The organism is Spirosoma sp. SC4-14 (genome assembly GCF_037201965.1).
Taxonomy (GTDB): Bacteria; Bacteroidota; Bacteroidia; order Cytophagales; family Spirosomataceae; genus Spirosoma.
The window spans coordinates 4,582,139-4,597,893 of sequence record NZ_CP147518.1; the positions used below are offsets into that span (position 1 = coordinate 4,582,139).

Annotated in this window: 12 protein-coding genes; all 12 read left to right on the top strand. The window is 50.5% G+C overall.

The annotated features are described in order from the left end of the window. Window positions 1-122 precede the first annotated feature (122 nt). The 12 genes from WBJ53_RS18650 to WBJ53_RS18705 all read left to right on the top strand — a co-directional run bounded on the left by WBJ53_RS18650 (window position 123) and on the right by WBJ53_RS18705 (window position 15,616). Window positions 123-761, top strand: a complete 639-nt coding sequence (locus WBJ53_RS18650; RefSeq protein ID WP_338868873.1) for a GntR family transcriptional regulator — start codon at window positions 123-125, stop codon at window positions 759-761. A gap of 565 nt (window positions 762-1,326) precedes the next feature. Beyond that, window positions 1,327-4,452, top strand: coding sequence for a TonB-dependent receptor (locus tag WBJ53_RS18655; protein ID WP_338868874.1), 3,126 nt, complete (start codon window positions 1,327-1,329; stop codon window positions 4,450-4,452). 24 nt (window positions 4,453-4,476) lie between these two features. Next, window positions 4,477-6,267 (top strand): RagB/SusD family nutrient uptake outer membrane protein, encoded by a 1,791-nt coding sequence (locus WBJ53_RS18660; protein WP_338868876.1) that lies wholly within the window; start codon window positions 4,477-4,479, stop codon window positions 6,265-6,267. Between the two features lie 126 nt (window positions 6,268-6,393). Continuing rightward, window positions 6,394-7,200: a creatininase family protein gene (locus tag WBJ53_RS18665; RefSeq protein ID WP_338868877.1), complete on the top strand. Its 807-nt coding sequence runs from the start codon at window positions 6,394-6,396 to the stop codon at window positions 7,198-7,200. Beyond that, on the top strand, window positions 7,188-7,580 hold the full coding sequence (locus tag WBJ53_RS18670) for a Rid family hydrolase (RefSeq protein WP_338868879.1): 393 nt from the start codon (window positions 7,188-7,190) through the stop codon (window positions 7,578-7,580). The genes WBJ53_RS18665 and WBJ53_RS18670 overlap by 13 nt, the downstream gene beginning before the upstream one ends. Before the next feature lie 3 nt (window positions 7,581-7,583). Beyond that, window positions 7,584-8,555 carry a 3-hydroxyacyl-CoA dehydrogenase family protein gene (locus WBJ53_RS18675; RefSeq protein ID WP_338868880.1) on the top strand — a complete coding sequence of 324 codons (972 nt, stop codon included), beginning with the start codon at window positions 7,584-7,586 and terminating at the stop codon, window positions 8,553-8,555. Continuing rightward, the gene (locus WBJ53_RS18680) at window positions 8,552-9,685 is read left to right on the top strand and encodes a mandelate racemase/muconate lactonizing enzyme family protein (RefSeq protein ID WP_338868882.1); all 1,134 of its coding nucleotides are present in this window, start codon (window positions 8,552-8,554) and stop codon (window positions 9,683-9,685) included. Before WBJ53_RS18675 ends, WBJ53_RS18680 begins: the two co-directional genes overlap by 4 nt. Next, on the top strand, window positions 9,682-10,623 hold the full coding sequence (locus tag WBJ53_RS18685; protein WP_338868884.1) for a DMT family transporter: 942 nt from the start codon (window positions 9,682-9,684) through the stop codon (window positions 10,621-10,623). The genes WBJ53_RS18680 and WBJ53_RS18685 overlap by 4 nt, the downstream gene beginning before the upstream one ends. Beyond that, a complete protein-coding gene (locus WBJ53_RS18690) occupies window positions 10,620-11,576 on the top strand; it encodes a dihydrodipicolinate synthase family protein (RefSeq protein WP_338868885.1) in 957 nt (318 codons plus the stop codon). The genes WBJ53_RS18685 and WBJ53_RS18690 overlap by 4 nt, the downstream gene beginning before the upstream one ends. Before the next feature lie 88 nt (window positions 11,577-11,664). Continuing rightward, window positions 11,665-12,408 carry an SDR family NAD(P)-dependent oxidoreductase gene (locus WBJ53_RS18695; protein WP_338868887.1) on the top strand — a complete coding sequence of 248 codons (744 nt, stop codon included), beginning with the start codon at window positions 11,665-11,667 and terminating at the stop codon, window positions 12,406-12,408. Window positions 12,409-12,467: 59 nt separating this feature from the next. Next, a complete protein-coding gene (locus WBJ53_RS18700; RefSeq protein ID WP_338868889.1) occupies window positions 12,468-14,531 on the top strand; it encodes a beta-N-acetylhexosaminidase in 2,064 nt (687 codons plus the stop codon). Window positions 14,532-14,536: 5 nt separating this feature from the next. Next, a complete protein-coding gene (locus tag WBJ53_RS18705) occupies window positions 14,537-15,616 on the top strand; it encodes a hypothetical protein (protein ID WP_338868891.1) in 1,080 nt (359 codons plus the stop codon). The last annotated feature ends 139 nt before the right edge of the window (window positions 15,617-15,755 follow it).

Here is a 15,755-nt window from a genome sequence, read left to right on the forward strand (position 1 = left end):
ATTCGCAAAATCCAATTAACTGGCAGCAGTTGACAGATGATCATGAAGAAGTAAAATATTTTAGTACCTTTACTAAAACTAGCTTAATTTGTTAATTATATACCTATATTTTTGTTTACAAAATGAAAGCTGATTCGTTAGCCAACAAAGTATATAGCGAGATAAGACGTAAGATTCTATCGAACCAGTTAGTGGCTGGAACCCGGCTAAAAGAAGACCTGTGGGCCAAAAAAATGGAGGTTAACCGAATTGCCGTTCGCGAGGCCCTAACCCGATTGCAGGGAGAACAACTGGTGGTTTTTGGCGAGAAAGGCGGCTATTTCGTAAAATCACTAACTGCCAGCGACATACGGGAAATGCGGGAAATTCGGGAAATCCTTGAATTGGGCGCTATCCGGCTGGCTATCCAGAAAATTGACGATCAACAGATTACTAAACTCGAAGCCATCTGCGACGACTTTTCAGCAATGGTCGAGCGGGGGTATCTGAGTGGTGCCCTGGAAGCAGACATGAAATTCCATGAAACCCTGATCGATTCGGCTGGTAACAGCAAACTGATGGATATTTACCAGATCAGCAACATTCCGCTATTTCATCAGAAAATTGGCAAAACGCAGATGCACATGGACGACTACGAACAAACCGACATGGAACACCGCCAACTTGTTAAAGCCCTAAAGAATAAAGACTTACAACTAGCACAGGACACTTTAACCAAACACCTGATCCGGGGTGAAGTGTCATCCATCGATATTGACTGATCGCTTAAGCTCCCATTAACCAACCTTTCCAGAAAAACTCAAGCAAGAAGGCCCGTTTACAATGGGCCTTCTTGCTTATTAGCTCATTCGTCAACAACAAAAGGAGGTATCTGCGCCCGCAGGCCACAGCTGGCTGCTTTGTAAACAGATTATAACTGTCAAAAGCCTACTAACCTTCATGGAGCAGGGTCTTAAACTGCCAGGACAAAAAATAATTTCAAAATTTTTTTTGTTTACAAAATTACCTTTTATTTGTAATCAAAATTCAACCATAGGGCGTAATACAACTCCCTTACCCTCCACATAAATCCGATCAGTAAGCCAATTTCTAATTCCACAGTTGCTCATTGCACTGTGGGTAGTAAAAGCAATGTGATCATGCAACCGATACGATTTTTAACTAAAGACTGAGTAGTTGGAGCCATTCTACAAGTAACCTGAACAGAATGCGCTGAGCGTATGAGTACGAAACGGAATTTGCCAATAAACCTCCATAAACGCGTAACTCTTTTACAAAAACTAAATTATGACCTACTCACTACGTCTGCGAAAACAAAAATTGTGCATGCTGCTCCTGGGCATGCTCTCGGCCGTTCTCGTTAACGGACAAAACCTGATTTCTGGTAAAGTTATTGGTGCCGAAGACCAGCAACCGATTCCCGGTGCCAACGTACTGGTCAAAGGAAGCACATCCAGTGGAACCTCAACCGATGCCGACGGTAGTTTTACGCTCACCGTTCCGGTCAATGCCAGCCTTGTGGTGTCGTATATCGGCTATCAGACCCAGGAACTTGCGGTTGGGGCACAAACAAACCTTACTATTGCACTGGCTCCGGCCGCAACATCGCTCAGCGAAGTAGTTGTAACAGGCTATACGTCAGAGAAAAAGAAAGACATTACGGGTTCGGTTTCGATTGTCGACATGAAGGCTCTAAAATCGATTCCGGCAGGCTCGGCTGTGCAGGCGTTACAGGGTCAGGCTCCAGGAGTGAACATCATTAATTCGGGAGCACCCGGCAGCAGCAGCAATATTTTCATTCGGGGCATTAGCTCCTTTGGCAGCACGAAACCGCTGGTTCTGATCGATGGGGTTCAGGCCGAACTGAACGACGTCAGCTCCAGTGATATTGAATCGATTCAGGTGCTGAAAGACGCCGGAGCTGCGGCCATCTATGGCGTGCGGGGGTCCTCTAACGGTGTTATTATTGTTACCACCAAAAAAGGCAAATCGGGCGCACCAACCATTGCCTACGACGCCTATTATGGCACTCAGGTTCCATTGCAGGGCAACGTATTTAACCTGATGAATTCGCAGGATTTTGCCCGGCTAACCAAAGTTGCCTACCCAACTACGGGCCTGTTTCAGAACGGTTTACCCGACTACACCTACCGGGGCCCTGGCGCAACGGGTGTTGGCAATGAAGGCGATGCAGCCGTAGATCCGTCGAAGTATAATTTCGACGCTACCAATCCGGCCAACAACTACCTGATTCAGAAAGTCAATAAAAATGGGACAGACTGGTTTCATGAACTCTTCAAAGCGGCCCCCATCACCAGTCATAACCTCACGGCCAGTGGCGGCACCGACAAGTCGAACTACATGGTTTCGCTAAACTATTTCAACCAGCAGGGCACCATGCTGAAAAGCTATCTGAAACGCTATTCGGGACGGGTCAATACGCAGTTTAAGATCAAGAATAACGTTCGTATCGGCGAAAACGCGTACTTCTTTTACAAGCAAAACCCAACTTTCGACAACCTGAGCAGCGGTAACCCCATTGCCTGGACTTACCGTGCCATGCCGATTATTCCGGTCTATGACATCAAAGGTAATTACGGCGGCACCTTCGATGGTCCTGAACTGGGTAGCTCTTCCAACCCGGTAGCCGTTCAGATGAATACGGTCAACAACAAAAGCAATGCCTGGGATGTGGTAGGCAATGTGTTTGCCGAAGTCGATTTCCTGAAGCACTTCACGGCTCGCACCAGTTTTAGTGGCACCATCGACAATCAGTACGCAACCAACTTCACCTTTACACCCTACAACAATTCGGAGGGCAACACCAATCCAAATTCGTTTGCCGAAACCGCGCTGTATAACAGCAACACCATGTGGACCAACACGCTGGCCTACAACAATCAGCTTGGTAAACATAGCGTGAAAGCCATCGTCGGTTCCGAAGCAATCCGCAACTATGGCCGGGCCGTAACGGCATCGAGCAGCGGGTATTTTTCTTCTAATTTCGATTACCTGACGCTTACCAACGGAACCTCAAACGTAACCAATACGAGTAGCGCCTACGAAAATACCTTGTTCTCATTGTTTGGCCGGGTCGACTATTCATTCGATGAAAAATACCTGGTGGGTGTAACCGTCCGCAGAGATGGCTCATCGCAGTTTGGTTCGCAGCGCCGGTTCGGTACGTTTCCTTCGGTTTCGGCAGCCTGGCGGATCAGCAGTGAAGCCTTCATGAAAAACATCTCGTGGCTCAACGACCTGAAAGTACGGGCCAGTTATGGCGTTTTGGGTTCGCAAAATAACGTCAGCCCACAAAATGCCTTTACGCTTTTTGGCGGTTCGTTCTACGATGCTTATTATGACATTGCAGGGGCCGGTAAAATTGTTCAGGGATTTACCCAAACCAACATTGGCAACCCCAACACGGGCTGGGAAGAAAACGTTATGACCAACGTGGGCTTCGATGCAACCCTGTTCAACAAACTCGACCTGTCCATAGAATACTATAAGAAGTCGATCAATGGCCTGTTGTTTCCCCAGACTCTGCCTGCTACCGTTGGTGGTGCTACGGCACCTACGGTTAATGTAGGCGATATTCAGAATAAAGGTTTCGACATTGGCCTTACGTATAGAGGTACCGTTAATAGCGATCTTCATTTCACCCTTGGTGCCAACATTACCACCTACAACAACAGAGTCGTAAGTATTCCGTCGCCGGGTTATTTCGAAACTGCCAATACGCAGAACCTGGGCAACGTCATCCGCAATCAGGTTGGCCAGCCAGTCAGTTCGTTCTTCGGCTATAAAGTCATTGGCCTCTTCAACAGCGATGCCGAAGTGGCCGCTGCGCCTACTCAGAGTGGGGCCGCTCCTGGTCGTTTCAAATACCAGGACATTAATGGCGACGGTAAAATCGACGCCAGTGACCGCACGTTTCTCGGTAGCCCGAATCCCGATTTCACCTATGGTCTGAATCTGGGGCTAACGTATAAGCGCTTCGATTTCTCGACAACGCTCTACGGTTCGCAGGGCAATGAGATTTATAATACCGTCAAGTCGTTCACGCACTTCTTCAGCACGTATGTAGGTGCCAAGAGCAACGACCTGCTAAATGCCTGGACACCCGAAAACACCAATACCGCTATTCCGAAGGTTGAGTCGACGGGTTCGTTTAGTTCGTCGGGGGTTTCCAACTCGTTTTATGTCGAGAATGGTTCCTTTCTGAAAATGCGCTCGCTAATCATTGGCTATACCGTAAGTCCACAACTACTTCGGAAAGTTGGGTTGAACAAAGTTCGGGTCTACGCACAGGGAGCCAACCTGTTTATGATTACCAACTACAGCGGCCTCGATCCTGAGGTAAGCGGAGTAAGTTCGGCCTTTGGCGTCGACTATGCCAACTATCCGAGCAATCAGAAAAACTACATCCTGGGTCTTAACATCTCTTTTTAAAAATACCTCAAACCGCCATCGATCATGAATTATAAGCACATACTTGTCAGCTTATCGTGTTGCCTGGTATTTTTAACAGCAACAAATTCCTGCACAAAGGAATACCTCGAAGTACAGGCTATTGGTGCCACCAGCGAATCGACGCTGGCCAACAAAGCGGGGGTTAACGGCCTGCTCGTGGGTGCCTACTCCCTCCTCGACGGTTGGGGGGTTCCGAACACTACCTATTATTTTATTGGGGTCAGCAACTGGATTTATGGGGGCGTCACCTCCGACGATGCCCACACGGGCACCCAGGCCTCAGCCCTGCCACCAATGGAGTCGGTAGAAAGTTATAACTACGACCCAACGATGGCTCCCTTCAACAACAAATGGATTGTGTTGTATGCGGGTGTGCAACGAGCCAACGACGTACTTCGGGTGCTGGCTCAGGTAAAGGACAACTCCTTAACCGAAGCCGAAGCCCTTCAGATTAAAGCCGAAGCTACATTTCTGCGGGCGGTCTATCATTTTGAAGCAGCTAAACTCTGGGAAAACGTTCCGTACGTCGACCAAACCATCAGCTATGCCAATGGGAACTACAATGTAGCGAACACGGCATCGGTCTGGTCGAAACTGGAGGCCGATTTTAAATTTGCCGCCGATAACCTCAGCGCTACCAAGTCGGATGTAGGGCGAGCCAATAGCTGGGCAGCCAAAGCGTTTCTGGCCAAAGTATATATGTTTCAGGATAAATATACCGACGCCAAACCGTTACTTGACGACATTATCGCCAATGGTGTAACGGCTTCGGGCACTAAATATGCGCTGGTCAATTTTGCCGACAACTTCAATCCGCTGAAAAAGAACAGTGCCGAGTCAGTTTTTGCGGTCCAGATGTCGATCGATCAAACCTACCAGAACGGCAACTACGGCGATGCACTCAACTTTCCAATGGGCGGCCCCGCCACCTGCTGCGGTGCCTATCAGCCGTCGTTTAGCCTCGTCAACTCCTACAAAACGGACCCCAACACGGGATTACCTCTGCTAACCTCATTCAACGATTCGGACATCACCAACGATCAGGGGATCGAAAGCAGTGCCCCCTTTACGCCCTATGCCGGCACGCTCGATGCACGACTCGACTGGACGGTTGGCCGCCGGGGTATTCCGTACCTCGACTGGGGAAATCACCCTGGCAAAGCCTGGATTCGAGTGCAATCGGTAGCGGGTCCGTATAGTCCCATCAAAACCATCTACTATCAGGCGGCTCAGGCAACAACGTCGCTGTATTCGCGCTGGACCTCCAACAACTACACCATGATTCGTTTTGCCGATGTGCTGCTGTGGGCGGCTGAAGTGGAAGTAGAAATTGGTTCGCTGGCCAAAGCACAGGACTATGTCAATCAGGTTCGGGCGCGGGCAGCTAATCCGGCTGGCTGGGTGAAGAAGTATATCGATCCCACGGCCCCATTAAAAGGATACACAACTGAGCCAGCAGCCAACTACAAAGTGGGTCTCTACACAGATCAGTTTGTGGCCAATGGTAAGGATTTCGCCCGTGAAGCCGTTCGGTTCGAGCGTAAACTGGAACTGGCAATGGAAGGCCACCGCTTCTTCGACCTGCGTCGCTGGGACAACGGCACTGGCTACATGGCCAGTACACTGAATGCCTATGTTCAGCACGAAACGTCGATACCGGGCTATGATTTCACCTACATGAAAGGAGCCATGTTTACGAAAGGAAAAAATGAACTCTATCCGATCCCACAAGCCCAGATTGACCTCAGTGTGGTGAACGGCGCACCTATGTTAAAACAAAACCCTGGATACTAAGCCAATAGAACGCCGATCTTTATGATTTTTATGGTGTGTTCTGATTTCCCGCGATCAGAACACATCATAAAAAACTGTCGGTCTACCGGTGCCGCGTTGCTTTATCCGGTTCAAAACATTAACTGTATGTTGTTTTACGCATCCACCTATCAGACTATTCAGCAGGTAAAAACAGACACTGTTGTGGTGCTTCCCCTCGGAGCTATCGAGCAGCACGGCCCTCACCTGTCGGTTTCGACGGATACGGACATTGTTACCCGAATGGCCCAGGAAGTCGAAAAAGCCCTTCCCGACACCGTTCTGCTTTGCCCTACGCTACCGGTCGGCTCCAGCCACCATCACCTGTCGTTTGGCGGCACGCTAAGTCTTGCGCCGGAACTCTACACGCAGGTGGTAACCAATCTGGTTGAATCGCTGGTTATGAGCGGGCATCAGCGAATTGTGTTGCTCAATGGACACGGTGGCAACATCACCCCCGTCAAACAGGCATTGGCTGTTCTGAGTAAACAGTTCGACGCGAGTCATCAGCCAACCATCGCATTAGCTACCTATTGGGAAGTGGGTGGAAAAGCATTTGCAGGCTCGGCACCCATGGAAAGCCCGGCGCTGAGTCATGCCTGCGAATACGAAACCAGCCTGATGCTTCATCTTTTCCCCGAAAAAGTCTGGATGGATCGGGTAGAGCGGGCCCAGCGGCCCGAACGAAATGGCTACATCGGCTGGGAAGACGATGAGCCTTACCGGGGTGTTACGGTCTTTAAACAAACCGCCTTTATCTCCAGCAATGGCAGCAGTGGCGAACCCCAGCTTGGTACTGCCAAAAAAGGCAAACACCTGTTCGATCAGGCACTGGCTGGATTGATCCAGTTTCTGGAATCGTTTAAAAACTGGCCATTATCCGAAAACCTGACAACAAAACCATGCGTAAAATAGAAATCAAGCATCCCGACAAAGCCATTAACACAGGCGCTTACTCGGCCGGTGTCTTAGTCGGCGATTTGCTGTTTATCAGTGGACAAGGCCCTCTGGATCTGACAACGGGCGACGTAAAACACGGTACCATTGAGGAAGAAACCCTACTGACCCTGTCGCACATTCGGGCAATTGTAGAAGCGGCCGGTGGCACCATCGATGACATTGTAAAATGTACGGTGCATCTGGAAGACATTCGGGAGTTTGATCGCTACGATGTGGCTTACGGCTCGTTCTTTACCGGCATTCGTCCGGCCCGCACCACGGTTCAGTCAGTTTTGTCGGATGGAATCAGGATCGAGATCGACGCCATTGCTCGTATTACGGCTAAACAAGCTTAACGCATGACGACGCAAACACCAAAACTACCAATTGGCACGGTTGGCTTAGGCCTGATGGGCAGCAGCATTGCTACCTGCATTCTGGCGGCTGGTCATCCCGTCATGTCGCTGGTGAAGGAGCTGAGTCAGGCCAACGAAGCCCGTGACCGAATACTGGGTTTTCTGCATCAGCTACAGGATGAAGGTTTGTTAACAGAATTGCCCGAAACCGTTCTGAATCGGCTGACGATCACCGACGACGTAACGCTCCTGCGCGATTATGAAGTGGTTATCGAGTCGATTATCGAAAATATCGAGGAGAAAAAAAGTGTCTACCACCGGCTGGAAACCGTTCTGGCACCCACGGCTATTATCGGCAGCAACACGTCGGCCATTCCGGTTACGGTGCTCCAGAACGGGCTGAAACATCCTGAGCGAGTATTGGGCATTCACTGGGCTGAGCCTGCACACATCACCCGCTTCATGGAAGTGATTTGCGGTAATGAGTCAGATATTCAGTATGCAAAACAGGTTGTGGCACTAGCCGAAAGCTGGGGTAAAGAGCCATCGCTTCTGCGGAAAGACATTCGTGGGTTCATCACCAACCGGATCATGTATGCCATGCTCCGCGAAGCCTTCCATCTGGTCGAAAATGGGTATGCCACCATTGAGGATGTAGACCGATCGCTTCGTAACGACCTGGGCTACTGGATCACCTTCGCCGGGCCGTTTCGGTTCATGGACCTAACGGGCATACCGGCCTACCTGACAGTGATGAATGATCTTTTTCCCGAACTCAGCAACGCAACCCAAACGCCCAAACTCATGGAAGAACTAGTGGCTGCGGGGGCGAAGGGAGTGCAAAACGCACAGGGTTTTTATCCGTACACACCCGAATCGGCGCAGCACTGGGAAGAGCAGTTCATCAATTTCAGCTACGACATTCGGAAACTTGCCCAACGCTATTCATCAACCTCTGCCAACGACAGTAAATGACAATCATTCAATCAATAAAAGCCACCGAAGTTATTGTTCCTGCCAAACCCGGCAGTCTGAATTCCGATGAGGTGATTGACAGTGACTCGGCCTTTGCCAAGAAATTCCTGACTGGCGAACGCTGGACCGAGTTTGCCAACCAGCCCAAATGGATCATTCAGCTAACCTTAGCGAACGGCCTGACGGGCATTGGCGAAACCTACCGTAGTGCCCTGGGCGAACTCCTCTACGAGGCCATGCAGCAGTTTGTAGGGCAGGATGTACTGAAACTCAACTGGCGCCGATTACCGGTTATTGATCAGCGCATTTACGAAGCCTTCGAATCGGCGGTGCTAGATGTGGTAGGCAAACTGCTGCATGTGCCAGTCCACCAACTGCTTGGCGGAGCCTATTGGGAGCAAATCGACTGTTTTGGCTGGACGGGTCGCCGAACGCCGGAAGAGGCCGCACAGAAAGCCTACGAAGCCATGCAGAAAGGCCATAAAGCGTTTAAATTCAAATGCTCCGACGACGACCCGGTTCGACTATGGACCGAGGAAATCCGAAAAAAATGTGGCGACGGCATCAAAATTCTGCTCGATCCCAATCAGCGCTGGACGGACGTTGAAACAACCCTTCGGCTCATGGAGGGCGTAGACCCGTCTATTATGCTGGGCCTGGAAGACCCCATTCTACATGCCGATGTGGCCGGATTTAAATACCTGCGCGAAACACTGGGCATGCCGATGTACCGGCACATTTCGTTGCCTTACACCCAGGACATTCGCGATATGATTGCCTTTGTGCGAGCCGATGCGGTCGACGGCTACAACATCAACGGGTCGGCCTACAACTCGGTTCTGCTGGCCGAAATCGCCCATCTGGAAGGTAAAGAATGCTGGCGAGGTTCTGAAGTTGACCTGGGCATTTCCGAAACGATGGGGTTACACATTGCTGCTGCCAGTATCAACTGTACCCTCCCATCCGATCTGTTTGGCGAGCTGGTCCGTACCGACGATCTGATTGTTGAACCGATCCAGTTCGAGAATGGAGCCGCCCTCGTTCCGCAGGGAGCCGGACTAGGCATCGAGCTGGATTATGACGCACTGGCAACCTATTCGACTAACCAGACACTCCTCGCGATGTTATGAACAAATCTCTTGTTTCGTGGGCCATCCTCTTTTTCTGCAACCTCATCTGGGCGTTTCACTTCACCAGCATCAAGCTAACCCAGGATCAGGTCGGGCCTTATTTTACGGTCTGGGCTCCCATGCTGCTGGCCACCCTCTTTCTGGCTCCGTTTGTTATCCGCGACTTTCGGAAAGGCGGAAAAAAGCTGAAAGATGCGCTGATTTTTGTGCAGTTGGCCACACTGGGGGCTTTCCCATCGCAGGTACTCATGACCTGGGGAACCCAGTATTCGCTGGCCAGCAATGCGGCCATTCTGGTCATGACACTGCCCATCATCACGGCCGTTTTCGCCTTTCTTATTCTGAAAGAGAAAATGAACACCGCCCGCTGGATCAGCTTCGTCATTGCCATCCTTGGGGTAGCGCTGTGCTCGACCGACGATATTAAACGGGTCGATTTAAGTTCGCGGTATGCGCTGGGCAACGTGCTGATTTTTCTGGCTATTCTGGGTAATGCCTACTACAACGTAGGTTGCAAGAAAGTGGCGGATCGGTTCACCGAAATGGAAATGGTTTTTTATACCTATCTGGTCATGTCGATTCTGCTGACTCCACTGGTGCTCTATTACGAACCCAACACCTTTGCCCGAATCCCGGAATTCACAACCAATACCTGGATCGGTATGACGTCGCTGACGCTCTTCCACAACTTCCTGTCGATGATTCTGTTCTTTAAAGCCCTGAAGAATCTGGATGCGACACAGGTCGCCTTATCCAACTACCTCATTACGTTTATGGGCCTGCCCATTGCGGCCATCTGGCTCGGCGAAAGCCTTAGTAAACAGGCCATTATTGGCGGCATACTCGTACTCGTCTCAACCCTTATCCTATCTATTGTCGATAGTAAAGTACAACAAAAAAAAATGGTTAATCTCAATCAAGAACCGGCAAAGTTATGACAAACCCAGACAACGAACTTTTTGGTGTAGTTCCCATCATTCCCACACCATTCACCGAAACGGAAGAAATTGACGAAGAGGCCCTTCGGAGTTTAGTCGACTTTGCCATTGATGGTGGAATCCGGGCTGCCTGCCTGCCCGCTTATGCCAGTGAATTTTATAAACTGACCGACGACGAAAAACTACAGGTGGTTCGGGTGGCGGTCAACCACGCTGCCGGTCGGATGAAAGTTGTTGCTCAGTCTAACCATCCATCACTAAAAGTAGCTATCCGATTGGCGCAGGCCAATGTAGAAGCAGGCGCCGATGTCATTTCGCTGGCGGTACCGCGCATTTTCAGCCTGCCCGAATCGTCTATACAGGAGTATTTGTCAGCGTTTTTCCAGGCCATTCCCAACACCCCCGTACTGATTCAGGATTTCAACCCCGGTGGTTCGTCCATCAGTGTCGACCTGATTAAACGGCTAATGGATGAGCATCCTAATTTCAACTACCTCAAACTGGAAGAACCCCTCTGCGCACCCAAATTTGAGCAAATCATTCAGGCCACCGAGAATAAAATTGGCCTCTTCGAAGGCTGGGGAGGGCTCTACATGCTCGAACTGGTACCGGTAGGCATCCGGGGTGTAATGCCGGGGCTGGCCGTAGCCGATATTCTCCAGAAAATCTTTACCCTGCGTTCCAATGGCGAGACAACCAAAGCGTTTGAACTGTTCGAAAAGGTAATGCCGCAGATCTTCTTCTCCTTGCAAAACATGGAACTGTTCCACTATGCCGAGAAAGAACTGCTCATCGCCCGAGGGGTTTTAAGCAACAGCATCGCCCGCAAGGCGGCTTACATCCCCGACCCTTCGTCGGTCAGCTACATACGCGAGCTTAACAACCGCATTCTGGATTTACTCAACGATGAAAACTATGCCATTCGCCCCGTTGCGAATAGCCTGATCGTGTAGGAATGATGAATAATGAAATAGCTGACACTTCTCACATAATCATTCATCATTTATAATTCATCATTCCTCCTTAACTCTTTGCCACAGTATGAACGATTTTAACGGACAGGTAGTACTGATTACCGGAGCCGCTTCGGGGATTGGATTAGCCATTGCCCACAAATTACTGACCGATGGCGCCCAGGTTGGCCTGCTGGATTTTAATGAAAGTGCGTTGCAGAAAACCTTTGGAAAATATGGTCCCGATGCCTTATCTGTTGGTGTCGACGTTACCGACGAAGCCCGCGTGAACGATGCCATTTTGAAAGTCCATGCCCAATTTGGCAAAATTGATGCGCTGATCAACTGCGTAGGCATTACGGGTATTACGAACGTACACAGTCACGAGGTCAGCAGCGAAAACCTGCACAAAGTATTTCACGTGAATTTTATGGGTAGCTTTTATACCTCAAAGGCCGTGTTGCCGCTGATGCTTGCCCGCAATTACGGTCGGATTCTGCACATTGCGTCTATTGCCGGGAAAGAAGGCAATGCCGGAATGCTGGCTTACTCGGCCTCAAAAGCGGCCGTGATTGCAATGGCTAAAGTACAGGGAAAAGAATATGCCGAACGGGGCATCACCGTCAATGCACTGGCACCGGCCGTTATTCAGACACCGCTGGTTGATGCCATGCCCGACGCGCAGGTGAAATACATGACCGACAAGATTCCGATGAAGCGGTGCGGTACCCTCAACGAAGCGGCTAACCTGGCAGCCTACATTATATCGCCCCAAAACAGCTTTACCACTGGCTTCACCTTCGACCTGTCGGGAGGGCGAGCTACCTATTAATCAATGGAACAGCCTCTGACCAACCGTTTACTGTTGGCCAGAGGCTTATTCAAACACGCATGAAACGTTTCTGGATCATCGTCTTCCTCATTAGCCGGTTGCAGGGTGCGGCACAGGCCCAACAGCCCCCAACGCTGTTGCCTGTGCCACAGTCTGTGCAGTATGGAAAGGGTGAGTTACCGGTGCATAATCTGTCGGTATATATAGCACCCAACGCAGCGGCCGACGTTGTTTTTGCACTGTCCGAATTCAGTAAATTTGTTAGCACCCAATCGGGCCAGCCAGTTAAGAAAAGTTCGTCGGCCGCCACATCCACCATTCGTTACACGGTTAACACCTCAGGGCATCAATTACCCGGTACGGATGAAATTGCCACAAGAAACACCCGTGAACAGTATACACTGAGCATTACCGCCAAAGGGATCGACATCGCTGCCGAAACCTCAACAGGGCTCTATTATGCCGTTCAGACGCTCCGGCAGTTAGTACAGGGGCAGGGCCGCAATGCCTATTTTCCGGTTGTGACCATCCGCGATCAGCCCCGGCTGGCCTATCGGGGGGTGATGATGGATTTTGCGCACGGTGGATTACTTACGGTCGATGAAATTAAGAAACAGATCGATTTTCTGGCCCGCTGGAAAACCAATCAATACTATTTCTACAATGAGGTGAGTATCCAGCTCGACGGTTTTTCGACGCTGAACTACAAAGCCAGCTATTCGCAGAAGCAGGTTCGGGACATCATTGCCTACGCCCGTGAGCGGCATATGGACGTGATTCCGTTCGTGAACTTCTACGGTCATCTGCATGAGTTGGTACGGAACGAAAAGTACGCTTCGCTGGGCATTGGGCATTACGGACACGAACTCGACCCACGCAATCCGGCGGTTCGGACACTGCTTAAAAACTGGATCGGGCAGTATACGCAACTCTTCAACAGTCCGTTCATACACGTTGGCTTCGATGAAACCTGGGAAACCAAACGAATTGCCAGCGATTCATCGACACACCTCAATCCCGAAACGCTCTACATTGAGCAGTTGAGTTTTGTCAGTTCAGAACTGAAACAGCACGGCAAAACCCTGCTGGCCTGGACCGACATGAGCCTGTTTTACCCGAATATCATCAGCAAATTTCCGAAAGACGTAATTCCCGTCATCTGGGAATACTCGCCCGACACCACCGCCATTTACCAGTACCTGAATCCTGTTCTTACCGAAAAAAAGCCGTTTTTTATCCAGCCAGCCGTGTCGGGTTGGGGGCACATTTACCCGTCGTCGACCTACACCTACAACAACATGGATCTCTGCCTGCAAACCGGACTTCGGCATAACACCCTGGGCTACATCACGTCGGTCTGGACCGATTCGGTCGAACCCTTCGTGCGGGCATCGTGGCTGTTTATGGCTTACGGATGCATAGCAGCCTGGCAGGGCACTGCCCCCAACCAAGCTACCTTTACGGGTGCCTTTGCCTCAGTACTGTATCCGGCACAGGCCACCGATATGCAGGCGGCCTTCGACCATCTGGCCACGGCGGGAACTTACCTCGAAAAATGCCTTGGCAAAAATACCCAAAGCCTGCCCCGTGGCACGCTGGTCGAAAGCTGGTCGAATCCGTTTTCGGATTATTACCTGACTATTACCAACCAGCATCAGACCGATTTTGAGCAGGTCCGTAAACATACCGAAGAAGCGCAGTCCCGGTTGATTTCGGTACTGCGCCAGTCTACCGCCGATAGTAGCTATGTCAACTCGTTGCTCGTATCGGCCCGATTGATCAACTATTCGGCCAGCCGGTTTCTGTGGGCCAAAGCCATTGTCGATCGCTGGAACGACGCCATGCTTGTAAAGAAAAACCCGGATTATGTTTTTTACGATCTGACCTACCCATGCCATAGCCTGCTGGTTGATGCCATGGACGAAACGGGCGAACTCAAACAACAATACGCGCAGGCCTGGCTGTCGGAAAATATGCCCTACCGGCTGAATACGATATTGGGCCGTTTCGATGTTGATTTTGGTCTCTGGCGCAAACTGCACCTGAAACTGCTCGACTATAAGATTCAGCAAAAGCAGGGCCCGGCCCGGTCGTTTGTCCAACAATTTACCCCCGACTTTTAACCATCATGAACAATACTATTCAGTTTTTGCACCCTATCGACGGCGACATGCTCCACGCCCGCGACGGCAACAGAACCGATGCCGGTCTGGAAATCGACGTACGGGTGTCGGCTCCGGCTTCCCATTACCTGACAATCAACAATATTGGCGCTTCCTACAAGCAGGGTACGTTTACCGGAAAAGTGCTATTAACTCAGTTTCAGAATACGCTGACCGTTCATAATTGCACCACCAACGAAAGCCAGCACATTACGGTTTATTGGCTCCCGAACTTTGCGGGCCACTACCGCCTGTCGATCGACGACAACATCTGGTTTCTGCGCGATATTTACCAACAGAAAGACAACTATCAGTCGCTGTTCGACAACCCGTATCTGGGGTTTTTGCGGCAGGTCCACAACACCTACGGCACAAAAATCCACCTGAACCTCTTCTACGAAACCGATGGCTTCAACCTGTCGCAATTTCCGGCACGGTTCAAAGCCGAATGGCAGGCCAATGCCAACTGGTTACGGCTCAGCTTTCACGCTAAAGGTGAATTCCCGGATATGCCCTACCGCGAAGCGGGCTATGAACAGGTTAGTCAGGACTGCGCCGTGGTTAACACCGAAATTCAACGGTTTGCGGGGGAGGCTGTTAGGGGCCCCGTTACAACACTCCACTGGGGCGAAGCAACGGTGGAGGGGTCGCGGGCGCTGCGCGATGCAGGCTATAAGGCACAACTGGGCTATTTCAATGTCGATGATAACCTGCCAGCGGTTTCGTATTACCTGACCGAGGCCCAACGAAGGCACCTGAAAAAGCGATTCGTATGGCACGATAATCAGGAAACTATTTCGTTCGTCCGGGCCTGCATTGTACTCGACAAAACCGACCTGTCCGATATTGTTCCCTTTCTGGACAGCTACGCCGATAAGCCATCGGGACTGCCACCCTTTGCCGATTTCCTGATTCACGAACAGTACTTCTATCCGTTTTACGAAGCCTACCAGCCCGACTATCGGGAACGTATTCTGACGGCCGTTCAATGGGCTACCGAGAACGGTTACAAACCCGCTTTTCTGGGCGATGTGCTTGCAGGATAAACATTGATTTACAACCAGAATCCTCTTTTAACCCAAAGTGCGCTAGGGAATTCGCAGAGAGCGCTAAGCTTATTGTCTTCTTGTACTTTGCGCTTAACTCCTGCGACCTCTGCGGTAAAAACAAAAAGTAGATACTAAC

Coding starts and splice junctions, on each gene's coding strand:
- WBJ53_RS18650 (WP_338868873.1), top strand. CDS start 123: ATGAAAGCTGATTCGTTAGCCAACAAAGTATATAGCGAGATAAGACGT.
- WBJ53_RS18655 (WP_338868874.1), top strand. CDS start 1,327: ATGCTGCTCCTGGGCATGCTCTCGGCCGTTCTCGTTAACGGACAAAAC.
- WBJ53_RS18660 (WP_338868876.1), top strand. CDS start 4,477: ATGAATTATAAGCACATACTTGTCAGCTTATCGTGTTGCCTGGTATTT.
- WBJ53_RS18665 (WP_338868877.1), top strand. CDS start 6,394: ATGTTGTTTTACGCATCCACCTATCAGACTATTCAGCAGGTAAAAACA.
- WBJ53_RS18670 (WP_338868879.1), top strand. CDS start 7,188: ATGCGTAAAATAGAAATCAAGCATCCCGACAAAGCCATTAACACAGGC.
- WBJ53_RS18675 (WP_338868880.1), top strand. CDS start 7,584: ATGACGACGCAAACACCAAAACTACCAATTGGCACGGTTGGCTTAGGC.
- WBJ53_RS18680 (WP_338868882.1), top strand. CDS start 8,552: ATGACAATCATTCAATCAATAAAAGCCACCGAAGTTATTGTTCCTGCC.
- WBJ53_RS18685 (WP_338868884.1), top strand. CDS start 9,682: ATGAACAAATCTCTTGTTTCGTGGGCCATCCTCTTTTTCTGCAACCTC.
- WBJ53_RS18690 (WP_338868885.1), top strand. CDS start 10,620: ATGACAAACCCAGACAACGAACTTTTTGGTGTAGTTCCCATCATTCCC.
- WBJ53_RS18695 (WP_338868887.1), top strand. CDS start 11,665: ATGAACGATTTTAACGGACAGGTAGTACTGATTACCGGAGCCGCTTCG.
- WBJ53_RS18700 (WP_338868889.1), top strand. CDS start 12,468: ATGAAACGTTTCTGGATCATCGTCTTCCTCATTAGCCGGTTGCAGGGT.
- WBJ53_RS18705 (WP_338868891.1), top strand. CDS start 14,537: ATGAACAATACTATTCAGTTTTTGCACCCTATCGACGGCGACATGCTC.